General features: G+C 71.8%; 22 protein-coding genes. 15 read left to right on the top strand and 7 right to left on the bottom strand.

Going from position 1 to position 21348, the window contains the following annotated elements:
* The 3 genes from VFV89_RS04750 to VFV89_RS04740 form a co-directional block, all read left to right on the top strand.
* Nucleotides 1-1200: AlkA N-terminal domain-containing protein (locus VFV89_RS04750; RefSeq protein ID WP_329704757.1), on the top strand; the 1200-nt coding region annotated here is incomplete at its 5' end.
* Between the two features lies 1 nt (nucleotide 1201).
* Nucleotides 1202-1696 carry a methylated-DNA--[protein]-cysteine S-methyltransferase gene (locus VFV89_RS04745; protein ID WP_329704756.1) on the top strand — a complete coding sequence of 165 codons (495 nt, stop codon included), beginning with the start codon at nucleotides 1202-1204 and terminating at the stop codon, nucleotides 1694-1696.
* A gap of 278 nt (nucleotides 1697-1974) precedes the next feature.
* Nucleotides 1975-2508, top strand: coding sequence for an NUDIX hydrolase (locus VFV89_RS04740; protein WP_329704755.1), 534 nt, complete (start codon nucleotides 1975-1977; stop codon nucleotides 2506-2508).
* A gap of 6 nt (nucleotides 2509-2514) precedes the next feature.
* On the opposite strand, the gene VFV89_RS04735 is transcribed toward VFV89_RS04740, so the two are convergent.
* On the bottom strand, nucleotides 2515-3258 hold the full coding sequence (locus tag VFV89_RS04735; RefSeq protein ID WP_329704754.1) for an IclR family transcriptional regulator: 744 nt from the start codon (nucleotides 3256-3258) through the stop codon (nucleotides 2515-2517).
* 82 nt (nucleotides 3259-3340) lie between these two features.
* On the opposite strand from VFV89_RS04735, the gene leuC reads away from it, so the two are divergent.
* Both leuC and leuD read left to right on the top strand, forming a co-directional pair.
* Nucleotides 3341-4759 carry a 3-isopropylmalate dehydratase large subunit gene (leuC, locus tag VFV89_RS04730; RefSeq protein ID WP_329704753.1) on the top strand — a complete coding sequence of 473 codons (1419 nt, stop codon included), beginning with the start codon at nucleotides 3341-3343 and terminating at the stop codon, nucleotides 4757-4759.
* Nucleotides 4759-5364, top strand: a complete 606-nt coding sequence (gene leuD, locus VFV89_RS04725; RefSeq protein ID WP_329704752.1) for a 3-isopropylmalate dehydratase small subunit — start codon at nucleotides 4759-4761, stop codon at nucleotides 5362-5364. The genes leuC and leuD overlap by 1 nt, the downstream gene beginning before the upstream one ends.
* On the opposite strand, the gene VFV89_RS04720 is transcribed toward leuD, so the two are convergent.
* Nucleotides 5339-6055 carry a GNAT family N-acetyltransferase gene (locus tag VFV89_RS04720; RefSeq protein WP_329704751.1) on the bottom strand — a complete coding sequence of 239 codons (717 nt, stop codon included), beginning with the start codon at nucleotides 6053-6055 and terminating at the stop codon, nucleotides 5339-5341. The two genes, leuD and VFV89_RS04720, sit on opposite strands and share 26 nt — an antisense overlap.
* A gap of 270 nt (nucleotides 6056-6325) precedes the next feature.
* Between VFV89_RS04720 and VFV89_RS04715 the strand changes: the two genes are divergently transcribed.
* Nucleotides 6326-7051 (top strand): HU family DNA-binding protein, encoded by a 726-nt coding sequence (locus tag VFV89_RS04715; protein WP_329704750.1) that lies wholly within the window; start codon nucleotides 6326-6328, stop codon nucleotides 7049-7051.
* Between the two features lie 24 nt (nucleotides 7052-7075).
* On the opposite strand, the gene cofC is transcribed toward VFV89_RS04715, so the two are convergent.
* Complete coding sequence (gene cofC / locus VFV89_RS04710) at nucleotides 7076-7696, bottom strand: 2-phospho-L-lactate guanylyltransferase (RefSeq protein WP_329704749.1); 621 nt, start codon at nucleotides 7694-7696, stop codon at nucleotides 7076-7078.
* A 56-nt stretch (nucleotides 7697-7752) separates the two neighbouring features.
* On the opposite strand from cofC, the gene VFV89_RS04705 reads away from it, so the two are divergent.
* Complete coding sequence (locus tag VFV89_RS04705; RefSeq protein ID WP_329704748.1) at nucleotides 7753-8520, top strand: lysophospholipid acyltransferase family protein; 768 nt, start codon at nucleotides 7753-7755, stop codon at nucleotides 8518-8520.
* Nucleotides 8517-9518, top strand: coding sequence for an NAD(P)H-dependent glycerol-3-phosphate dehydrogenase (locus VFV89_RS04700; protein ID WP_329704747.1), 1002 nt, complete (start codon nucleotides 8517-8519; stop codon nucleotides 9516-9518). The genes VFV89_RS04705 and VFV89_RS04700 overlap by 4 nt, the downstream gene beginning before the upstream one ends.
* A 129-nt stretch (nucleotides 9519-9647) precedes the next feature.
* Here VFV89_RS04700 and VFV89_RS04695 read toward each other — a convergent pair whose 3' ends face one another.
* Nucleotides 9648-10730, bottom strand: a complete 1083-nt coding sequence (locus tag VFV89_RS04695) for a PLP-dependent aspartate aminotransferase family protein (RefSeq protein WP_329704746.1) — start codon at nucleotides 10728-10730, stop codon at nucleotides 9648-9650.
* Nucleotides 10731-10749: 19 nt separating this feature from the next.
* Here VFV89_RS04695 and VFV89_RS04690 point away from each other — a divergent pair, with 19 nt between their 5' ends.
* Genes VFV89_RS04690 through VFV89_RS04680 form a run of 3 tightly spaced genes read left to right on the top strand, consistent with a single transcriptional unit; the run spans nucleotide 10750 to nucleotide 14207 of the window.
* On the top strand, nucleotides 10750-11511 hold the full coding sequence (locus VFV89_RS04690; RefSeq protein WP_329704745.1) for an alpha/beta fold hydrolase: 762 nt from the start codon (nucleotides 10750-10752) through the stop codon (nucleotides 11509-11511).
* Entirely contained in the window at nucleotides 11508-13028 is a 1521-nt protein-coding gene (locus VFV89_RS04685; protein WP_329704744.1) for a UDP-N-acetylmuramoyl-tripeptide--D-alanyl-D-alanine ligase, read from the top strand. The genes VFV89_RS04690 and VFV89_RS04685 overlap by 4 nt, the downstream gene beginning before the upstream one ends.
* 39 nt (nucleotides 13029-13067) lie before the next feature.
* Entirely contained in the window at nucleotides 13068-14207 is a 1140-nt protein-coding gene (locus VFV89_RS04680) for a hypothetical protein (protein WP_329704743.1), read from the top strand.
* Between the two features lie 105 nt (nucleotides 14208-14312).
* Here the strand turns inward: VFV89_RS04680 and VFV89_RS04675 are convergent, their stop codons facing one another.
* Both VFV89_RS04675 and VFV89_RS04670 read right to left on the bottom strand, forming a co-directional pair.
* Nucleotides 14313-15278 (bottom strand): D-alanine--D-alanine ligase, encoded by a 966-nt coding sequence (locus VFV89_RS04675; protein ID WP_329704742.1) that lies wholly within the window; start codon nucleotides 15276-15278, stop codon nucleotides 14313-14315.
* Nucleotides 15279-15370: 92 nt separating this feature from the next.
* A complete protein-coding gene (locus tag VFV89_RS04670; protein WP_028651040.1) occupies nucleotides 15371-15604 on the bottom strand; it encodes an Lrp/AsnC family transcriptional regulator in 234 nt (77 codons plus the stop codon).
* 110 nt (nucleotides 15605-15714) lie between these two features.
* Here VFV89_RS04670 and VFV89_RS04665 point away from each other — a divergent pair, with 110 nt between their 5' ends.
* Complete coding sequence (locus VFV89_RS04665) at nucleotides 15715-16662, top strand: thiamine-phosphate kinase (protein WP_329704741.1); 948 nt, start codon at nucleotides 15715-15717, stop codon at nucleotides 16660-16662.
* A 147-nt stretch (nucleotides 16663-16809) separates the two neighbouring features.
* Here the strand turns inward: VFV89_RS04665 and rpmB are convergent, their stop codons facing one another.
* The gene (rpmB, locus tag VFV89_RS04660) at nucleotides 16810-16995 is read right to left on the bottom strand and encodes a 50S ribosomal protein L28 (RefSeq protein WP_329704740.1); all 186 of its coding nucleotides are present in this window, start codon (nucleotides 16993-16995) and stop codon (nucleotides 16810-16812) included.
* Between the two features lie 279 nt (nucleotides 16996-17274).
* Between rpmB and VFV89_RS04655 the strand changes: the two genes are divergently transcribed.
* From VFV89_RS04655 to VFV89_RS04645, 3 genes are all read left to right on the top strand, one after another.
* Complete coding sequence (locus tag VFV89_RS04655) at nucleotides 17275-18906, top strand: DAK2 domain-containing protein (RefSeq protein ID WP_329704739.1); 1632 nt, start codon at nucleotides 17275-17277, stop codon at nucleotides 18904-18906.
* A gap of 51 nt (nucleotides 18907-18957) precedes the next feature.
* Nucleotides 18958-21213 (top strand): ATP-dependent DNA helicase RecG, encoded by a 2256-nt coding sequence (locus tag VFV89_RS04650; protein ID WP_329704738.1) that lies wholly within the window; start codon nucleotides 18958-18960, stop codon nucleotides 21211-21213.
* A 27-nt stretch (nucleotides 21214-21240) separates the two neighbouring features.
* A partial coding sequence (locus VFV89_RS04645; protein ID WP_329704660.1) for an RsmD family RNA methyltransferase occupies nucleotides 21241-21348 on the top strand: 108 nt, incomplete at its 3' end.

Genomic DNA, 21348 nt, shown 5'->3' with positions numbered 1-21348 from the left:
GGTGTGACCGGGTTGTCCAGCCGCCTGGGCTACACCACCCGCCAGCTGGAACGGCTGCTGCAGGCCGAGGTCGGTGCCAACCCGTTGGCCTTGGCCAGAGCCCAGCGCACCCAAACCGCGCGGGTTCTCATCGAAACCACCGAACTGCCCTTCAGCGACGTCGCATTTGCCGCCGGCTTCTCCAGCATCCGCCAGTTCAACGACACCGTGCGCGAGGTCTACGACGCCACGCCCAGCGAGCTGCGCGGCCGCCGCCGCGGGACGCCGGCGCACGGCACGGTCACCATGCGGCTCGCGGTCCGCACGCCGTTCGCCGGCCGGGCGCTGCTCGACTACCTCGCCTTCCACGTGGTGCCGGGCGTCGAGGCGGCCGGGCCGGGCTGGTACGCCCGCACCCTCGACCTCCCTCATGGCCCGGGCACGGTCCGTCTCGAGCTGGACGACGCGCCGACGCCCGGCCAGACGGCGTTCGTGGCCGCGGAGTTCCGGCTCCACGACCTCCGCGACACCACGGCCGCCGTCGAACGAGCCCGCCGGATGGTCGACGCCGACTGCGACCCGACGGCCGTCGACGACCAGTTCCTCGGCGACGCCGTGATCGGGCCGCTGGTCCGCCGCACCCGCGGGCTCCGGGTGCCCGGCCAGGCCGACGGCGACGAGACCGCGGTCCGCACCGTCGTCGGCCAGCAGGTGAGCGTCACCGGCGCCCGGACCGTCACCGGCCGCCTGGTCGCGTCGTACGGCACCCCCGTCGACACCGACATCCCCGGCCTCACCCACCTCTTCCCGTCCGCCGCGACGCTGGCCGAGGTCGACCCCGAGGAGCTGCCGATGCCCCGCAGCCGCGGTCGCGCCCTGACCGGGCTGGCCCGTGCCCTCGCCGATGACGACGTCGCGCTCGACCGCGGCGCCGACCGCGAGGAGGTCCGGGCGGCGCTGCTCGCCCTGCCCGGCATCGGCCCGTGGACCGCCGACTACGTCGCCATGCGGGCCCTCGGCCACCCCGACGTGTTCCTGCCCACCGACGTCGGCGTCCGGCGTGCGGTCGCAGACCTCGGCCACGAGCCCGACCGGGTCATCGCGGACAGCGAGCGGTGGCGGCCGTGGCGCTCCTACGCGCTCATGCACCTCTGGAACACCCTCATGCCCGCCGTCCCCGACACCGACCCCACCGACCCCACCACCAGCAGGGAGAACTGACATGTCCTGGACCGTCATCGACAGCCCCGTCGGCGCGCTCCGCATCGTCGAGAACGACGGCGCCATCACCCAGATCGAGTTCTCGCCGTTCCCCAGCGTCGGAGAGAGCCACGACGGCCGCCCGCGCGGCGACCGCGACGACAACAACCCACTGCTCGTCGAGGCCGCGCGCCAGCTCCGCGCGTACTTCGACCGCGACCTCAAGGAGTTCGACCTCCCGCTGGCCCCGGTCGGCAGCGAGTTCCAGCAGCAGGTGTGGAAGGCGCTGCGCGAGATCGGTTACGGCGAGACCTCGTCCTACGGCGACATCGCGCACCGGCTCGGCAAGTCCAACGCCGCCTCGCGCGCGGTCGGCCTGGCCAACGGCCGCAACCCGATCCCGATCGTGATCCCGTGCCACCGGGTGATCGGCGCCAACGGCACGCTCACCGGCTACGCCGGTGGCCTCGACCGCAAGCAGACGCTGCTCGAGATCGAGCAGGATGCGCTCTTCTGATACCCCGGCGAGCTTCGGCCTGGATGTCCCCGACGACGCGGGCTTCGCCCGCAGCAGCCCCGGTCGCTCGCTGGTGCTCGCTCCCGGGGCTGTCGTCGGGGCCACCAGGCCGATCGCCGGGCGCCTCGCTGCGCTCGGAAAGACCGGGTCGCTTCGCTCCCGCCGAGACGCCGAGGGGGTGGTGGGTGATCAACCTGTCTCGGGCGAGCAGAGGTTGAAAGGTCACCGCTGCCCGTCCTGCGCAGTGCATCGGCGTCGACCCCGGTTTACTGGCACAGGTGAGCTGGCAGCAGCGGTCGAGCCGCGAGGTCTATGCGAACCACTACATCCGCGTGCTCGAGGACGAGGTGACGCGGCCCGACGGGACGCCGGGGATGTATGGGCTGCTCGAGGTGCGGCAGCCCGCCGTGTTCGTCGTCCCCGTCACCGCCGACGAGCGCGTCGTCCTGGTCCACTGCGACCGCTACACCACCGGCACCTCGTGGGAGGTGCCGGCCGGTGGCAGCGACGGACAGGAGCTGCGGCCGGCGGCCGAGCGCGAGCTCGCCGAGGAGACCGGGTACGTCGCCGCCCGCTGGGACCACCTCGGCGGTCAGTGGGGGCTCAACGGCGTGGCCCGGTCCAGGATCGAGGTGTTCCTCGCGCGGGACCTGACCCGCACCTCGACGACCTACGACGAGGGCGAGGGGATCGGTGCCGTCGACGCCTTCGCCTGGGACGAGGTCCGCGCCATGCTCCGCGACGGTCGCATCAACGACAACGAGAGCACCGGCGCGCTGCTGCTCGCAGCGATCGAGCTGGGCTGGGCGTAGCCGAGGTCAGGCCGAGTCGGCGGCGGCCGCGCGGCGCAGCGACTCCGAGAGGCGCTCGGCGGCGGCGAGGACGGCGGGGGCGTGCATCCGGCCGGGCTGGCGGGAGAGCCGCTCGAGCGGGCCGGAGACCGAGACCGCGGCGATGATCTTGCCGCTGGGGGAGCGGACCGGCGCAGACACCGAGGCCACGCCCTGCTCGCGCTCGCCGACCGACTGGGACCACCCGCGACGGCGTACGCCGGACAGCGCCGCGGCCGAGAACGCGGCGTTCTGCAGACCGCGGTGCATTCGCTCGGGGTCCTCCCACGCGAGCAGCACCTGTGCGGCGGAGCCGGCGCGCATGGTCAGCTGCGAGCCGACCGGGATCGTGTCGCGGAGCCCGGAGGGGCGCTCGGCGGCGGCCACGCAGACGCGGACGTCCCCCTGGCGCCGCCACAGCTGGGCGGACTCGCCGGTGATGTCGCGCAGCCGGGCCAGCACCGGGCCGGCGGTGGCCAGCAGCCGGTCCTCGCCGGCGGCCGCGGACAGCTCGGAGAGCCGGGGGCCGAGGACGAACCGGCCCTGCATGTCGCGGGCCACGAGCCGGTGGTGCTCGAGGGCCACGGCCAGCCGGTGCGCGGTCGGCCGGGCCAGACCGGTGCCCGCGACGAGGCCGGCCAGGGTGGCCGGCCCGGACTCCAGCGCGGTGAGCACGAGGGCGGCCTTGTCGAGTACGCCGACGCCCGAGCCGCCGTTGCCAGTGCTGTCCATATATCAATACTGCCGTCTCAGATCATGGGATGCAAGGGCTACACTCGACGGGTTGGATGGAACGGGTCACGAGGGAGTGGTCATGGGCAGGACACTGGCGGAGAAGGTCTGGGACGAGCACGTCGTGCGCTCGGAGGCCGGTGAGCCCGACCTGCTCTACATCGACCTCCACCTCATCCACGAGGTCACCAGCCCGCAGGCCTTCGAGGGGCTCCGGCTCAGCGGGCGGACGGTACGCCGCCCCGACCTGACCCTGGCGACCGAGGACCACAACGTCCCGACGCTCGACTGGGACAAGCCGATCAAGGACCCGGTCTCCCGCACCCAGGTGGAGACGCTGCGCAAGAACGCCGAGGAGTTCGGCATCCGGCTGCACCCGCTCGGCGACCTCGACCAGGGCATCGTGCACGTCGTCGGCCCACAGCTCGGTCTCACCCAGCCCGGCATGACGATCGTCTGCGGCGACAGCCACACCAGCACCCACGGCGCGTTCGGCGCCCTCGCGTTCGGGATCGGCACCTCGGAGGTCGAGCACGTGCTCGCCACCCAGACGCTGCCCCAGGCGCGACCGAAGACGATGGCGGTCACCATCAACGGCTCGCTCCCCGACGGAGTCACCGCCAAGGACCTCGTGCTCACCCTGATCGCCCACACCGGCACCGGCGGCGGACAGGGGTACATCGTCGAGTACCGCGGCCAGGCCATCGAGGAGCTCTCGATGGAGGGCCGGATGACGGTGTGCAACATGAGCATCGAGTGGGGCGCCCGGGCCGGCCTGGTGGCGCCCGACCAGACGACCTTCGACTACCTCGAGGGCCGCCCCGAGTCGCCCAAGGGCGAGGAGTGGGACGCCGCTCTCGCCTACTGGAAGACGCTGTTCACCGACCCCGACGCCGAGTACGACGACGAGATCGTCCTCGACGCCAGCGCGATGACGCCGTTCGTCACCTGGGGGACCAACCCCGGACAAGGCGTGCCGCTCGGCTCCAGCGTCCCGAGCCCCGACGACTTCGAGCACCCCCAGGACCGCGTCGCGGCGCAGAAGGCGCTGCAGTACATGGCACTCGAGGCCGGCACCCCGATGCGCGACATCAAGGTCGACACGGTCTTCGTCGGCTCGTGCACCAACGGCCGCATCGAGGACCTGCGCCTCGCCGCCGAGATCGTCAAGGGCCGGCAGGTCGACAAGGACACGCGGCTGCTCGTCGTACCGGGCTCGGTGCGCGTCCGGCTCCAGGCCGAGGACGAGGGGCTCGACGTGATCTTCAAGGAGGCGGGCGCGGAGTGGCGCGGCGCCGGCTGCTCGATGTGCCTGGGCATGAACCCCGACACCCTCGAGCCCGGCGAGCGCAGCGCGTCGACGTCCAACCGCAACTTCGAGGGCCGCCAGGGCAAGGGCGGGCGCACCCACCTGGTGTCGGTGCCGGTCGCTGCCGCGACGGCGATCCGCGGGACCCTCTCCTCACCCGCCGACCTCGCCCCGATCGGAGCGCAGAGCTGATGGAGCCGTTCACCACTCACACCGGCGTCGGCGTTCCGCTGCGGCGCAGCAACGTCGACACCGACCAGATCATCCCCGCGGTCTACCTCAAGCGGGTCACGCGCACCGGCTTCGAGGACGGACTGTTCGCGGCCTGGCGCAACGACCCCGACTTCATCCTCAACCGGCCGGAGTACGCCGCCGGCTCGGTGCTCGTCGCCGGCCCCGACTTCGGCACCGGCTCCTCGCGCGAGCACGCCGTGTGGGCGCTGATGGACCACGGCTTCCGGGTCGTGCTCTCGTCGCGGTTCGGCGACATCTTCCGGGGCAACTCCGGCAAGGCCGGGCTGCTCGCGGCCCGGGTCGAGGAGAAGCTCGTCCAGCGGCTCTGGGACTTCCTCGACGACAACCCCGGCGGGCTCATCACCGTCGACCTCGAGTCGCGCACGGTCAAGGCGGGCTCCGGCATCGACGCGATCGAGGACTCCTTCGACATCGACGACTACACGCGCTGGCGGCTGCTCGAGGGTCTCGACGACGTCGGCATCACGCTGGGCCACGAGGACGACATCGCGGCGTTCGAGGCGAGGCGGCCGTCGTTCAAGCCGTCGACGATCCACGCCTGACCGCGAGCTGGGTCGCGTAGGGCTCGAAGCCGAGCCGCTGCGCCGTGCGCGACGACGCGAGGTTGGTGGTAGCCGCGCGCCAGCGCGCGATGCCCTGCTGGCGGATGGCGTACGAGGCGGCGTGGCGGCCGACGACGGCCGCGAGCCCGCGGCCGCGGTGTGACGGTGCGACGACCACGCCGATGTCGGCGGCTCCGTCACGCCACTCGTTGAGGACGGCCACGGCGACCGGCACACCGTCCTCGATGATGCCGAAGCGAACCGGTGGCGGCGGCTCGTCGGCCATCCCGCCCTCGTCCCACTCCTCGGGTCGCACCGTGGCCCGCAGCCGGGTGAGCTCCTTGTCGGTGAGGTCGACGACGCCGTCGGCCGGACCCGGGTCCTCGTCGAGGTAGAAGTGTGTGCTCGGACCGATCACCTCGAGCGCGCGCGCGTCGGCGAACGCGTTCCAGAAGCTCGCGTCCTGGAGCGTCGTCACGCGCTCGTTGGTGAGTGACGCGACGTCGTCGACGTGTGCGCTCGCCGGTGCCGACACGTGCACACCGGCATCGCGCCACGCGACGTACCAGCCTTCGTAGTCGCCGAGCTCTCGGTGCGGATGCAACACAGTGACTGACGACCACAACGCGTCGTCGACGCCGAAGAGGCGCCGCCACCACTGCTCGACCTCCGCACGAGTCGATGGCTTCATGCGATCACCCTAAGTGCTCGATTTCCCATCTCTGCTTGGGAAATCGACGCCTCCGTGAGTGCGGCGAATGCGTGGGTCGCGATGACGACGATGCGGTCGCACGTCGTGCGTGTGCGTGTGCTGCGCGCAAACGGTGGTCTGGGGCAGCGCGAAAAAGATGACGTTTCGTGCGGCGTGGTCATTGTGAGTAACGCTCGGTTTTCCTAGGTTGCCTTCCATGAAGCGGAGCACCTGCCCCGATTCAAGAAGAGACATCCGAAAGGGAAGCTCGTGAACAAGAATCAACTGATCGACGCGTTGTCGTCGCGGTTCGGCGGTAACAAGAAGGCCGCCCGCCACGCTCTCGAGTCTGTCCTCGACACCATCACGCGTGAGGTTGCCAAGGGCGAGAAGGTGGCCATCACGGGCTTCGGCTCCTTCGAGAAGCGTGTCCGCAACGCACGCATGGTCCGCAACCCGCAGACCGGCGAGCGCATCAAGGCCAAGGCCACGACGGTGCCGAAGTTCACCGCCGGCCAGGAGCTGAAGAACGTCGTCTCGGGCGCCAAGAAGCTGCCGAAGCTGGTCGAGGAGGCTGCGGCCCCGACCGTCGCCCGTGTCGCCGCGGCCGCCGCACCGGCGAAGAAGACGACGACTCGCAAGACCACCGCCGCCAAGAAGACCGCCAAGAAGGCTGCCAAGACGGCCACCGCCAAGAAGACGACCGCGAAGAAGGCCGTGAAGAAGGCGGCGAAGAAGGCTCCGGCCAAGAAGGCCGCCGCCAAGAAGGCTCCGGCCAAGAAGGCTCCGGCCAAGAAGGCGACCGCGAAGAAGGCGACCGCGAAGAAGGCCGTGAAGAAGGCCCCGGCGAAGAAGGCTCCGGCGAAGAAGGCCGTGAAGAAGGCCGTGAAGAAGGCGCCGGCCAAGAAGGCTCCGGCGAAGAAGGCCGTGAAGAAGGCCGTGAAGAAGGCGCCCGCGAAGAAGGCCCCGGCGAAGAAGGCCGCGAAGAAGCGCTAGCAGCAGCCAGGGCGGGCTGCCCCCTCATCCGAGGGTGGCAGCCCGTTCTGCTGTCCGGGGTCCGACGCCCATGGCCAGCGCGTCGTCGAGATCCTCGAGGTCGTCGACGTCGCGGCGCAGCCGAGGCAGCTCCGCCGCGATGGCGCGAGCGCCGGTGGCGTCGTGTGCGAGTGCCGAGCCCGGTCCGAAGCGCGGGTCGAACACGTCGTGGGCCGCGGTGTAGAGCGTGGTGCCGAGGCCGTCGGCGTCCGCGACGTACGCCGGCTCGTCCGGGCCGACCAGGCCGAGCGCCTCGTCGAGGTCCTCGGGGCGCAGTGCGGGGAGGTCGGCGGTGAGTGCGACCGGCACCAGCCCGGGCCAGCGGCGGCGTGCTTCGGCGGCGGACTGCCGGAGGGTGCCGTTGAGGTCCATCGCCACGCCGTCTGGGATCGTCACCGCGCCGAGGCCCGCGAGCTCGACGGAGAACGTCGCGTCGTCGGTGGCGACCAGCACCTCCTCGATGCAGGAGGCGGCAAGGCACGCCGCCACGGTGTCGAGCGCGAACGCGGCCGCCAGCGCGCTCCGGTCCTCGTCGGTCAGCCCCACCAACCGCGACTTGCCGAGCGCGGGAGGTTTCACCGGGACCAGCGCGACGTACTTCTGCATCGCTCGCATCCTCGCAGCCGGTCCCGTCCCGGTGACCAGCAAGTAGCCTGTCGCGCGTGAAGGTCCGGCATTTCCAGGAAGGCCGACGCGGGTGGGCATGGTGGCTCGCGGTGCCCATCGTGCGGCCGATCCTGCTCGCGACCACGAAGCACCGGTGGATCGACAGTGAGCGGATCCCGGCCGAAGGTGGCGCCATCCTCGTGGTCAACCACATCTCCGAGGTCGACCCGCTGATCGTGGCGCACATCGTGTGGGACCACGGCCGGATCCCGCGCTACCTCGCGAAGGACGGACTGTTCAAGAACAAGCTGCTCGGCTTCTTCCTCAAGGCGGCCGGCCAGATCCCCGTCTACCGCGCGACCAGGAACGCCACCGGCGCCTACGACGCAGCCGTGGCCGCCGTCCGGGCAGGCAAGATCGTCGTGGTCTACCCCGAGGGCACGATCACCCGTGACCCGGGTCTGTGGCCGATGGTCGGCAAGTCGGGTGCTGCCCGGATCGCCCTCGCCACCGGTGCGCCGGTAATCCCGATCGGTCAGTGGGGCGCGCAGGAGCTGCTGGCGCCGTACGCGAAGAAGCCGGACCTGTTCCCGCGCAAGCTGATCACGATGAAGGTGGGCGAGCCGGTCGACCTGTCCGGGCTCGATGACTCGCCGGCCTCGGTCACCGAGGCGACCCACCGGATCATGGCGGCGCTGACCGGCCTGGTCGAGGAGGTGCGCGGCGAGACCGCGCCGGCCGAGCGGTTCAACCCGCGCACCGCAGGCGTGGCCGAGTTCGGCAACCCCGACAAGGGCGGCCGGCGGCGAGGCAAGGCCTCATGACCAAGGTCGCGGTCTTCGGCGCCGGGTCGTGGGGCACGGCGTTCTCGATCGTGCTCGCCGACGGCGGCAACGACGTGACCATCTGGGCCCGTCGCGAGGAGGTCGCCGAGGCGATCAACAACTCACGGGAGAACGAGGAGTACCTCCCCGGCATCGAGCTCCCGCCGGCGATCTCGGCCACCCACGACGTGGAGAAGGCGGCCCATGGCGCGGACGTGGTGATCTTCGCGACGCCGTCGCAGACCTTTCGCAGCAACCTCGTCGAGTGGGTGCCGTTCCTCGCTCCCGACGCGGTCCTGGTCTCGCTGATGAAGGGGGTCGAGCTCGGCACCCTCAAGCGGATGAGCGAGGTGATCGCCGAGGAGACCGGAGCCGGTCCCGAGCGGATCGCGGTGATCAGCGGCCCCAACCTGGCCAAGGAGATCGCCCGCCGCGAGCCCGCGGCCTCGGTGGTGGCCTGTGCCGACGAGGACGTCGCCAGGCGACTGCAGGACCGCGTGCACTCACCGGCCTTCCGTCCCTACACCTCGGTCGACGTCCTCGGCTGTGAGCTCGGCGGCGCCTACAAGAACGTCGTCGGCCTCGCCGTCGGCATGGCCATCGGTCTCGGCTTCGGGGACAACACCACCGCGTCGGTCATCACCCGAGGCCTCGCCGAGACCGCGCGGCTGGCGACCAGGCTCGGCGCGAACCCGCTCACCCTGATGGGCCTCGCCGGCCTCGGCGACCTGGTGGCCACCTGCTCCTCGCCGCTGTCTCGCAACCGGAGCTTCGGCGAGAAGCTGGGTCAGGGCATGACCTCCGACGAGATCGTCGCCTCCACCCGCCAGGTCGCCGAGGGAGTGAAGTCCTGTGCTTCCCTGCGCGCCCTCGCCGAGCGCACGGGCTGCGACGCGCCGGTGGCGCAGTATGTCGACGACGTCGTCTCCGGGCGGATCACCGCGCAGGAGATGATGGAGCTGACGCTGGCGCGCGACACCAAGGCCGAGATGGAGTGACCCCACTGGTGGTGAGGTGCGAGGCGCCCCAGCGCCGAGCCTCGAAGCCAGGCGACCCGGGGCTGGGACCCGCCCCGGGGTGTCGATCCTGCGGAGGCTTCGAGGCTCGGCCGTCAACGGCCTCGCACCTCAGCCACCGACGGCCAGCCCGTCCAACGCCTGCTCGAGGTCGGCCCACAGGTCCTCGACGTCCTCGATGCCGACCGACAGCCGCACCAGGCCGTCGGGGATGCTCGTCGGCTCGGACTTCCAGCGGCGCCGGCGCTCGAAGGTCGACTCGACGCCACCGAGGCTGGTGGCGTTGACCCACAGCGACGTTGCCCGGACCAGCAGGTCGGCCTGGTCGGGGGTGGGCAGCACGATCGAGATCATCGCGCCCACACCGGGGTAGCGGACCTCGGTCGGCACCTGGTGGCCGGCGAGTCGACGAGCGAGCTCGGCGGCGTTCGCGCTCGCCCGCTCGACCCGCAGTGACAGCGTGCGCAGCCCGCGCAGCGCGAGCCACGCCTCGAACGGACCGGGCACGTTGCCCTGGACGTCGCGACGTCCCTTGAGCACGGCGTACAGCTCCTCGTCCCTGGTGACGACCGCACCCATCTGCAGGTCGCTGTGGCCGGAGAGGTACTTCGTCGCCGAGTGCAGCACCAGGTCCGCACCCTGCTCGAGCGGGCGCTGCAACAGCGGGGTCATGAACGTGTTGTCGACCACCACGCGCGCGCCGGCGTCGTGCGCCGCTGCGATGATCGCCGGCACGTCGGCGACCTCGAGTGCCGGGTTCGTCGGTGACTCGAACCACACCAGCGCGGCGTCCTCGCACGCCGCCACGACGGCCGCGGTGTCGGTGATGTCGACCTGGGTCACGCTGAGGCGGCCGCGCAGCTCGAGATCGTCGAGGGTGACGATCACCCCGTTGTAGGAGTGCCGCGGGACGACGACCTTGTCACCGAGGGCCACGAGGTCCAGGAGGCTGGTCGCGGCGGCCATGCCGGAGGAGTAGGCCAGGCAACGGCCGCCCTCGAGTGCTCCGACGGCGTCCTCGAAGGCGGCCCAGGTCGGGTTGCCGTAGCGGCCGTACTCGAGGTCGCCGCCGGCGACGTAGGTCGACGCCAGGGTGATCGGCACGCTGAACGGCTGGTCGGGCTCGTGCGGCGGCCGGCCCGCCCGCACGGCCACGGTCGCGGGACTCAACGGGTGCTCAGGACTCGCTGGCATGTCATCTAGTGTCTCGGTTGTGCTGACGACGCTGTTGGGGGGGCGCGCCTTCGCCGAGCGGTACGGCGAGCCTCCCGCCTCCGTGGTCGCCCTGCACGGCTGGGGCCGCACCCGTGCGGACTTCGCCACGACGCTGGAGGGGTTCGACGCACTTGCCCTCGACCTGCCCGGCTTCGGTGCGACGCCGGCGCCCGACGAGGGCTGGAGCACCGGGGAGTACGCCGAGTGGTTGCGGGAGTGCCTCGAGGACGCCGCTCGGCAGGGCAGCGACCGTCCTGTCGTCGTGGGTCACTCGTTCGGCGGCCGGGTTGCGGTGCGGCTCGCCGCGGCCAACCCCCAGCTGGTGCGCGGCATCGTCCTCTCCGGCGTACCTCTCCTGCGTCCGCAGGCCGCGGCGAGCAAGCCGCCGCTCGGGTTTCGCGCGATGCGGTTCCTCAACAAGTGGCACTTCATCTCCAACGAGCGGATGGAGCAGGAGCGGCGCAAGCGCGGCTCGGCGGACTACCTCGCCGCCCAGGGCGTGATGCGCGAGGTGCTCGTCAAGGCGGTCAACGAGGACTACGGCGACGCTCTGGACGTTCTCGCGACGTCGGGGCTGCCGGTGACGATGGTGTGGGGCGAGCACGACACGGCGGCGAGGGCGACCATGGCCGAGCAGGCCCGGGCCCGCATCGGGAGCAGTGCCGAGCTGGTCGTCGTGCCCGGCTCCGGGCACCTCCTCGACGACGCGCTGGCGGCCGCGCTCCGCACCGCCATCGTCGAGCAGGCGGCGAGCTCGTGAGCTCAACCGCCAACGTGCTGGTGGCGCTGGCGATCTCGCTGCTCGCGCTGGCGTCGTACCTGCGCTGGTGGCGGGTCGCGCAGCGCGAGCACTACGAGCCCGGTCGCCTCTTCGTCATGGCCGCGATCTGGTGCCGGGCCCAGCCGGCCAACCTCGTCGCGCTCGGCGCGATCGTCATCCTCTGTCTCGTCGGGCTGAAGATCCCGCTGGTCGGCCTGGTCGGCGCGGTCGTGTGGCTGCTCTGGCCCCCCGGGCTCGCGTTGCTGCGACCGAGCCGGAAGCTGGTGTGGACCCACCGGGTGCGGCGGCTGGTGGCGATCACCGTCGCGCTGCACGTGGTGGTGACGGGCTTCTTCATCGCCTTCGGCGAGGCGGTCGCGCTGGTGCCGCTCCTGGCGCTGCCGATCGCTGAGGTGGCGCTGCTCGCGGCACATCCCCTCGAGGAGCACCTCGGCCGCACGTTCGAGGTGTCCGCCGCCGCGAGGATCAAGCAGGTCGGCCCCCGGGTGGTCGCGATCACCGGGTCCTACGGCAAGACCTCGACCAAGAACTACGCCGCGCACCTGATCGCCGGCCGCTGGGCGGTGCTGGCCAGCCCGGCCAGCTTCAACAACGTGCTCGGGCTGGCCCGCGCGGTCAACGACCGGCTGGTGCCGGGCACCGACGTGTTCGTCGCCGAGATGGGCACCTACGGCCCCGGCGAGATCGCCCGGCTCTGCCGGCTCTTCCCTCCGGAGGTCTCGGCGATCACGACGATCGGCGAGGCGCACCTCGAGCGGATGAAGGACCGCGCCACGATCGTGCGGGCCAAGTCCGAGATCCTCGAGCCCGCCCGGACCGTGGTGCTCAACGTCGACGTCCCCGAGCTCGCCGACGCCGCCGACCGGGAGGCGGCCACCAAGCGGGTGATCCGGTGCGCGACGGCCGAAGGGGTGATGGCCGACGTCGTCGTACGCCGCGACGCGGACGGCTGGCTGCTCGTCCTGTCGGGCCAGGAGCACCGGGTGACACTGCCGGCCGAGGTCGGCCACCCGGTCAACGTGGCGATCGCGGTGGGGCTCGCGCTCGCGCTCGACGTACCGGACCGGGTGATCCTCGACCGACTGCCCACGCTGCCGGCCACCCCCCATCGAGCCGAGACCACCGCGCTCGACACCGGCGTCACCGTGATCGACGACACCTACAACGCCAACCCCGAGGGTGCCGCGCAGGCCCTCGCAAGGGCCAGGGCGATCGTCGGCGAGGGCGGCACGGTGTGGACGGTCACCCCCGGCATGATCGAGCTCGGACCCGAGCAGGCGCGGCGCAACGCCGACTTCGCCCGGGCCGCCACCGCCGGCGAGGACATGCGGCTGGTCATCGTCGGCCGGACCAACCGGGCGGCGCTGAGCGCGGGAGAGGCGAGCCGGACCCAGGTGTTCGGCAGCCGTGACGAGGCGGCCCGGCACGTCATGGCGGCGACGGCGGCCGGCGACGTGGTCCTCTACGAGAACGACCTGCCGGACCACTACCCGTGATTTAGGCGGTCGCGCGTCTAACTGAGAGGGTTGGAGACTGTGATCAGCTCATCCGTCAGCAGGGCGACCGTGGTCTTCGGTGGCCTCTCGGCCGAGCACGAGATCAGCATCCTCACCGGTCTCCAGGCAGAGCGCGTGCTCGCGGCTGCGGGCGTCAACGTTCAGTGCGTCTACTGGGCCAAGACTGAGGACTGGTACCTCGTGCCCAACAACCTCGAGGCCCGCGACTTCGCCGACCAGGTCAACTTCGTCCCGGCCGGAGCCAAGCGGCTCGAGCTGCGGATCGGGGCCAAGAAGGGCTCCGGCTTCTACCTCGAGGGCGGCCTCGGCGGCGGCAAGCTGCTCGAGACCGGGCCCGTCATGAGCTGCTTCCACGGCGGTCCCGGCGAGGCCGGTGGCTCGCAGGCGCTCTTCGAGCTGGCCGGGCTGCGCCACACCGGCGGCACCCCGGCCGCCGCGGCCCTGGGCATGGACAAGCTGGCGTTCGGCGGCGTCATGGAGGCGGCCGGCGTACCGGCGCTGAAGCGGGTGCTCCTCTCGGCGGACGAGAAGCTGCCGTTCGACGGGCCCTACATCGTCAAGCCGCGCTACGGCGGCTCGTCGATCGGGATCGAGGTCGTCGAGGACTGGGACACCGCCGTCGCGCTGCTCACCACCTCGCCGCACCTGCGCGCCGGGGCCGTGGTCGAGCCGAACCGGCCCGAGCTGTTCGACCTCAACGTCTCGGTGCGCACCGCGCCCACGCTGGCGGTCTCCGAGATCGAGAAGCCGCTGCGCACGGGCGGCGCCATCTACTCCTACGGCGAGAAGTACGTCCGCTCCGAGGGCCTTTCCGCCGCCCCCCGTGAGTTCCCAGCCGAGATCTCGTCCGAGCTCCGGGCCACCATCCAGGGCCTGGCCACCCGGGTCGTCGAGCTCACCGGCCTCACCGGCGTGGTGCGCATCGACTTCCTCTCCGACGGCACCGAGGTGTTCGTCAACGAGGTCAACTCGATCCCCGGCGCTCTGGCCCTCTACCTGTGGCCGGACACCCCGCCGGCCGAGATCCTCCTCGCCGCGCTCGAGGAGGCCGAGCGGGCCCGTCCCCAGGCCACCATCAACTACGAGGAGGGCGTGGCCCTCCGCGCCGCGGGCGGCATCGCCGGCAAGCTCCAGGGCTTGCCGCAGCAGCCTCGTTGATTCGGTAGTTCCGCCGGTTGATTCGGGAGTATTGCCGGTCCACCCCGGAGTTTCGCCGTTGCGCCGACCGGCAGAAGTCCGGAGTCAACCGGCAGAAGTCCGGAATCAAGCGGGCGGGCCGGCCTCGACCGCACGACGCAGCAGGTCCCGCGCGACCTCGCCCAGCGACGTACCACTCAGCGTGCAGGCGAACGGGAACACAGAGGTCTCGGTGGTGCCGGGGGTGATCGCGGTCTCGAGCACGACGAACGAGCCGTCGGCGGAGACGATGAAGTCCGAGCGGGAGACGTCGCGCAGGCCGAGGGTGCGGTGCGCCTGGCGGGCGACCTCGCCGAGACGGGCGATCTGGTCCTCGGGCAGGTCCGGCCGGGAGAGGGAGACGAACTCGGCGCTGTAGCGGGCGGAGAAGTCGAACTCGTGGCCCTTCTCGTACTCGATCGCCACCGGCTCGAGCGAGTGGAGCCCGTCGTCGGTCTCGAGTACGACGACGGAGACGTCCACACCCTCGTGGAACCGCTCGACCAGGGCGTCCTCGCAATAGGCATAGGTGCCGACCAGGGCGGAGGGGAGCGCGGCCAGCCCGTCGACGCCGGCCACGCCGAGAGCCGAGCCGCCGCGGGCCGGCTTCACGACGACCCGGACACCGAGCCGGTGCATCACGTGCTCCATGAGCGCGGCGGCACCGATGTCGCGGAAGGTCTGTGCCGAGAGCCCGACCGAGTCGGGGACCGGGATGCCGTCGCGGCGCAGCAGCTCGCGGGCGGTGCCCTTGTCGTAGGCGACGCGGCAGGCACGGCTCCGCGAGCCCACGAACGGCATCGAGATCAGCTCGAGGAGGGTCTGGATCTCGCCGTCCTCCCCGAACTGGCCGTGCAGCGCGGGCAGCGCCGCCACCACCTTGTCGCGCTCGAGCGTGTGCAGGAGGTTGCGGTCGAAGTCGTAGGCGTGCGCCTCGACCCCCAGCGCGCTCAGCTCGCGCACCAGGTTGCGCCCGCTGGCCAGGGACACGTCACGCTCGTGGCTCAGCCCGCCGGCGATGACGGCGACCGGGCCCGGAAGCTCCTCGACCATGGCCCCAGCGTTTCACAGAGCCCGCCGACGCATCGGCGCCCCGCACCGGTGGGGTACGGGGCGCCGGGCGACTGCGTCGGCTGGGGAGGAGGTCAGATGTGGACCACCGGGCACGTCAGCGTCCGGGTGATGCCGTCGAGGGTCTGCACCTTGGCCACCACGAGCTTGCCGAGCTCGTCTACGTTGCGCGCCTCCGCGCGCACGATCACGTCGTAGGGACCGGTGACGTCCTCGGCCATCGTCACGCCCTTGACCTGGGCGATGGCGGTGGCCACTTCCGCGGCCTTGCCGACGTCGGTCTGGATCAGGATGTAGGCCTGCACCACCATGTGCGGATCTCCCTGCTGGCTCAGTTGTCTGGGGGACCGGCCCAACCTATCGCGAGGCCGCGGCAGGTCATAGCGACGGTACGCCGGACATCTGCTCTCATACCTCCATGTCGTTCCCGCCGGAGAGCACACTCGCGGACGTCGGCGAGTTCGGCCTGATCGCCGAGCTCACCCCGGTCTTCAGCCAGGGCGAGCAGGTGCTCGTCGGCCCCGGCGACGACGCGGCCGTGCTGCGGATCCGGCAGGGCCACGTCGTGGTCTCGACCGACCTGCTGGTCGAGGGCCGACACTTCCGGACCGACTGGGTCGAGGCCACGGACGTCGGCCACCGGGCCGCGGCCCAGAACCTCTCCGACATCAACGCGATGGGAGGCCGCGCGCACTCGCTCACGATCGGGCTCGGCGCGCCCAGCGACCTGCCGGCGCGGTGGGCGATGGACTTCGCGGTCGGCTTCGCGGCCGAGTGCGACCTTGTCGGCGCCTCCGTGGTCGGAGGTGACCTCGCCCGGTGCGACCAGCTCGTCATCGCGGTCACGGTCCTCGGTGCCTGCACGCAGACGCCGGTGCTCAGGTCGGGCGCCCGGCCGGGTGACGTGCTCGCGCTGGCCGGCCGCCAGGGCTGGTCGGCCGGAGGGCTGGCGGTGCTGCGGCGAGGGTTCTCCTCACCGCGGGTGCTGGTCGAGGCCTACCGCCGTCCGCAGCCGCCGTACGACGCCGGGCCCGCGGCCGCCGAGGCCGGCGCCACGTCCATGATCGACGTCTCCGACGGGCTGCTGGCCGACGCGGGCCACCTGGCCGCCGACTCCGAGGTGGCGATCGACCTGCGGACCGACGCGCTCGAGATCCCCGAGCCCCTCCAGGCGGTGGCCGCGGCCAACGGCGTCGACCCGGTCACCTTCGTGCTGTCCGGCGGCGAGGACCACTCGCTGCTGGCCACGTTCCCCGAGGACGCCGTGCCCGGCGGCTGGAGCGTCGTGGGCTCGGTCGGCGAGGGCGAGGGCGTCACCGTCGACGGCGCGGCGTACGAGGGCGAGACCGGCTGGACCCACTTCTAGGCGTGCGCAGGTCGACCGCGCGACCGTTGCGTTGCGTGTCCCCGACGCCTCGGCCGGGTTCTCGGAGGGGCGCTGCGCGCGGAAACAAGAACTCGACCGAGGTGCCGGGACCTCGGTCGAGTTCGTGTGTACGTGTGGGCTGGGTGCCTAGCGGGTGACCTTGCCCGCCTTGATGCAGCCGGTGCAGACGTGGAGCCGCTTGGGCGTGCCGTTCACCGTGGCCCGGACCCGCTGGATGTTGGGGTCGAAGCGGCGCTTGGTGATCTTCCGCGACCACGGCCGGTTGTTGCCGAAGCCGGGCTTCTTGTGGCAGATGTCGCAGACGGCGGCCATCAGTGGACTCCTGGATGTCGAAACGTGTGGGGTGCCCGTCGTCCGGGCAACCGCAGAAGGATATCCGAACCGGACGCCGCCACCCAATTCGCATGAGGGGATCTAGGGCGTGTCCCGCAATCCATGGCGGCGCCGGACGCCGCCCATGACGCACGCTGACGGCGGCGCCGACCCTTCGAAGACGCCCAGTCTGCACGCGGGCCCGCGCCGCCGTCATCGCACGCCCTGGACGACGCCGGCATCCGCCAGCGATTGCGGGACACGCCCTAGTCTCGCCCCGTGAGCGAACCGGGCACCGTCGGTAGCGGCATCCAGCTCGCCACCGTGCTCCGTTTCGTCGACATCGCCGTGGACGCCCTGGCTGGGGCCCGCGAGGAGATCGACGCGCTCAACGTCTATCCGGTGCCCGACGGCGACACCGGCACGAACATGTACCTCACCATGGCCGCGGCCCGCGACGCCGTGAAGGAGAACGGCCTCACCGATCGCGACGCGGTCTTCGAGGTGTTCACCCGCGGCGCGCTGCTCGGCGCCCGCGGCAACTCCGGCGTGATCCTGAGCGAGATGCTCCGCGCGATCATCCGCCGGATCGCCGCGGCGCAGCCGGAGGAGCGCAACGCCGTGGTGATGGTCGACGCGCTGCGGCGGGCGGCCGAGGCGAGCTACGCCGCGGTCGGTACGCCGGTCGAGGGCACCATGCTCTCGGTCGGCAGGGCCGCGGCCGACGCCGCCGCCGAGCTTCTCGCGACGGATCCCAACGTCCGGTCGCGCGACGTCCTCGCCGTCAGCGCCCGAGCGGCCCGCGAGGCGCTCGCGCGCACCCCCGACCAGCTCCAGACGCTCAAGGACGCGGGCGTCGTCGACGCCGGCGGCCGCGGCGTCGTGGTCATCCTCGACGCCGCCGAGACCGCCCTCACCGGGAAGCGGCCGCCGAAGGTCGAGCCGGGCCACCGGATCCCGCAGCCGGTGCATCGCGAGGGAGATCTGGTCGCCGGCGGTCCGGCGTACGAGGTGATGTACCTACTCGACGCGCCCGACGACGCCATCGCCGGGCTGCGCACCAGGCTGGCGGCCCTCGGTGACTCGCTGGTCGTCGTCGGTGGCGAGGGGCTCTGGAACGTGCACGTCCACGTCGACGACGTCGGCGCTGCCATCGAGGCCGGCATCGCGGCCGGCCGGCCGCACCGCGTCCGGGTGACGCACTTCGCAGAGCAGGTCGCCGCCCGCGAACGCTTCGCCCGCGTCGGCCGCGCGATCGTCGCGGTGGCTGCCGGGCCAGGGCTGGCCTCCCTCTTCGAGGAGGCCGGCGCCGTCGTGGTGCGCGGCGGCCCCGGGCACCGCCCCTCCACCGGGATGCTGCTCGAGGCCATCGAGCACTGCGGCGCCCAGGAAGTCGTCGTGCTCCCCAACGACCCGGACACCGTGCGGACGGCGCAGGTCGCCGCCAGCACCGCAGAGACCGACCACGACATGCGGGTCGCGGTGATCCCGACCACCGCCCAGGTCGAGGGGCTGGCGGCTCTCGCCGTGCACGAGCAGGGGCGGACCTTCGACCAGGACGTCCTGGAGATGACCGCGACCGCCCGGCACGCCCGGCAGGGCGCGGTCACGATCGCGGCGCGGCAGGCCATGACCATGGCCGGGCCGTGCGAGCCCGGCGACGTGCTCGGCGCGATCGGCGGTGACTTCGTGGTCGTCGGCGACGACCTCACCACGGTGGCGCGCGAGGTGCTCGGCCGGCTGCTCGGCGGCGGCGGCGAGATGGTCACGCTGGTGTCGGGCGAGGACGACCCCGAGGGGACGCTGGCCAGGGAGTGCGCCGACTGGCTGGAGGAGAGCCACCCCACTGTCGACGTCGTGGTGTACGACGGAGGGCAGGAGCGCTACCCGCTGCTGGTGGCCGTCGAGTAGTCGAGCAGGAGTCGAGCAGGAGTCGAGCAGGAGTGGCCGAGGAGTGACGTGGTGATCGACCTCGACTCGCCGGTCGAGACGGTCCTCGGCGAGCCCAAGGACAAGCGCGCGCGCACCCGCAACGAGCGCATCGTCGACGGACTCGGGATCCGGACCGTCGGCGACCTGCTCCACCACTTCCCACGGCGTTACATCGAGACCGGGGAGCTCACCTCGCTGGACTCGCTCGAGAAAGGACAGTTCCTGACCCTGGTGGGCGAGATCTCGCACTCCAAGGTGAACACCTACCAGGATCGGCGCACCCATCGCACGGCCTACCGCCTCGACGTCACGCTCCGCACCGACGGTCCGTCCCTGCGGATGTCGTTCTTCGCCAAGAACAAGGGGCTCGCGGAGTGGCAGGCGCGCCGCCTCCACGTCGGCCGGCGGGGCATCTTCCTGGGGCAGGCCGACACCTTCCGGGGCGAGTGGCAGCTGACCCATCCGCAGATGGTGCTGATCGGCAGCGACGGCGAGCGGCCCGAGGACGACAACGCCCAGCTCGCGGTCGAGGCGATCGGCGCCTTCTACCCCATCTACCCCCTCACCAAGGGCGTGGAGTCCTGGGACCTGCAGCGCGCGATCTCCTTCGCCCGCACGGTGGTCGACGAGCTGCCGGAGCTCATCCCCGCCGACGTGCGCGAGCGCTACCAGGTGCTGCCCGTCCGGAAGGCGATCGACTGGATCCACGCACCCGACAGCTGGGGCCAGATCCGCAAGGCCCAGCACCGCTTCCGCTTCGAGGAGGCGCTCGTCACCCAGCTCGTCCTCGCCAGGCGCCGCAGGTTCGTGCGGACGCTCGGCACCTACGCACGCGACGGCGGTGACGGTGCCCTGCTGGCGGCGTTCGACTCGCGGCTGCCGTTCGAGCTGACCGAGGGGCAGCGTCGCACCGGCGACGAGATCGCCGCCGACCTCGCCCGCGAGCACCCCATGAACCGCCTGCTCCAGGGAGAGGTCGGCTCGGGCAAGACCCTGGTCGCGCTGCGGGCGATGCTCCGCGTCGTCGACTCCGGCGGGCAGGCGGCCCTCCTAGCACCCACCGAGGTGCTCGCCCAGCAACACCACCGCTCGACCACCGAGATGCTCGGCGACCTCGCTGCGGGCGGGATGCTCGGCGGCGCCGCCGAGGCGACCAATGTCGAGCTGCTCACCGGCTCGATGACGAAGGCGCAGCGCACCGAACCGCTGCTCCGGCTCGCCTCCGGCGAGGCAGGCATCGTGATCGGGACCCATGCCCTGCTCGAGGAGCACGTGCAGTTCGCCGACCTGGGTCTGGTCGTCGTCGACGAGCAGCACCGCTTCGGCGTGGAGCAGCGGGCGGCCCTGACCGAGAAGTCCCTCGGCTCGCCGCCGCACGTGCTGGTCATGACCGCGACGCCGATCCCGCGCACGGTCGCGATGACGGTCTTCGGTGACCTCGAGGTCTCGACGCTGACCGAGCTGCCGGCCGGCCGGGCGTCGATCCAGACGACCGTGGTCAACCTCGTCGACCACCCGGCGTGGATCGACCGGGTCTGGCAGCGGGTCCGCGAGGAGGTCGCCAAGGGTCACCAGGCCTACGTCGTCTGCCCGCGCATCAGCGGCGACGACCCGGACGTCGACGATCTCGCGTCGCTCTACGACGACGAGGGGGAGCCGGTCGGCCGCCCGCCGCTGGCGGCCGTCGAGGAGGTCGTGCCCGAGCTGACCACCGACCAGCTGACCGGGCTCCGGGTGGCAGCCCTGCACGGCCGGATGACCCCGGACGACAAGGACCGCACCATGCGCGCCTTCGCGGCCGGCGAGATCGACGTCCTCGTCTCCACCACCGTGATCGAGGTCGGCGTCGACGTGGCCAACGCCACCGCGATGGTCATCCTTGACGCCGACCGGTTCGGCATCTCCCAGCTCCACCAGCTGCGCGGGCGGGTCGGCCGCGGTGGCCACCCCGGCCTCTGCCTCCTGGTCAGCCAGGCCGGGCCCCTCCAGGACAAGGCGCGCGAGCGGCTCGACGCCCTCGCACGCACCACCGACGGGTTCGAGCTGAGCCGGGTCGACCTCGAGCAGCGCCGCGAGGGCGACGTGCTGGGTCGCTCCCAGTCGGGGTTCCGAACGACGCTGCAGAACCTCCGCGTGCTCCGCGACGAGGACACGATCATCGCCGCCCGCGCGGCCGCAGAGGCACTGCTCGAGGCCGACCCCGAGCTCGTGGGCCACGAGCTGCTGCGGACCGCCGTCCTCGAGCTGGAGGAGTCCGCAGAGGGCGAGTTCATCGAGAAGTCCTAGGGAACGCCCTGGCACTATCGTCCCTCCATGACCCGCATCATCGGCGGGAGCGCGGGAGGACGGCGGCTGTCGACGCCGTCCGGCCCCATGACGCGCCCGACCACCGACCGGGTGCGAGAGGCGCTGTTCTCGAGC

It is taken from the genome of Nocardioides sp. (assembly GCF_036274455.1).
In the GTDB taxonomy this organism is placed as follows: Bacteria; Actinomycetota; Actinomycetes; order Propionibacteriales; family Nocardioidaceae; genus Nocardioides.
This window is presented reverse-complemented; position numbering and strand designations above follow the sequence as displayed.

Excerpts from the sequence above, each read along its gene's own strand:
- VFV89_RS04745 (WP_329704756.1), top strand. The coding sequence starts at position 1,202 with ATGTCCTGGACCGTCATCGACAGCCCCGTCGGCGCGCTCCGCATCGTC.
- VFV89_RS04735 (WP_329704754.1), bottom strand. The coding sequence starts at position 3,258 with ATGGACAGCACTGGCAACGGCGGCTCGGGCGTCGGCGTACTCGACAAG.
- leuC (WP_329704753.1), top strand. The coding sequence starts at position 3,341 with ATGGGCAGGACACTGGCGGAGAAGGTCTGGGACGAGCACGTCGTGCGC.
- leuD (WP_329704752.1), top strand. The coding sequence starts at position 4,759 with ATGGAGCCGTTCACCACTCACACCGGCGTCGGCGTTCCGCTGCGGCGC.
- VFV89_RS04720 (WP_329704751.1), bottom strand. The coding sequence starts at position 6,055 with ATGAAGCCATCGACTCGTGCGGAGGTCGAGCAGTGGTGGCGGCGCCTC.
- cofC (WP_329704749.1), bottom strand. The coding sequence starts at position 7,696 with ATGCAGAAGTACGTCGCGCTGGTCCCGGTGAAACCTCCCGCGCTCGGC.
- VFV89_RS04700 (WP_329704747.1), top strand. The coding sequence starts at position 8,517 with ATGACCAAGGTCGCGGTCTTCGGCGCCGGGTCGTGGGGCACGGCGTTC.
- VFV89_RS04695 (WP_329704746.1), bottom strand. The coding sequence starts at position 10,730 with ATGCCAGCGAGTCCTGAGCACCCGTTGAGTCCCGCGACCGTGGCCGTG.
- VFV89_RS04675 (WP_329704742.1), bottom strand. The coding sequence starts at position 15,278 with ATGGTCGAGGAGCTTCCGGGCCCGGTCGCCGTCATCGCCGGCGGGCTG.
- VFV89_RS04665 (WP_329704741.1), top strand. The coding sequence starts at position 15,715 with ATGTCGTTCCCGCCGGAGAGCACACTCGCGGACGTCGGCGAGTTCGGC.
- rpmB (WP_329704740.1), bottom strand. The coding sequence starts at position 16,995 with ATGGCCGCCGTCTGCGACATCTGCCACAAGAAGCCCGGCTTCGGCAAC.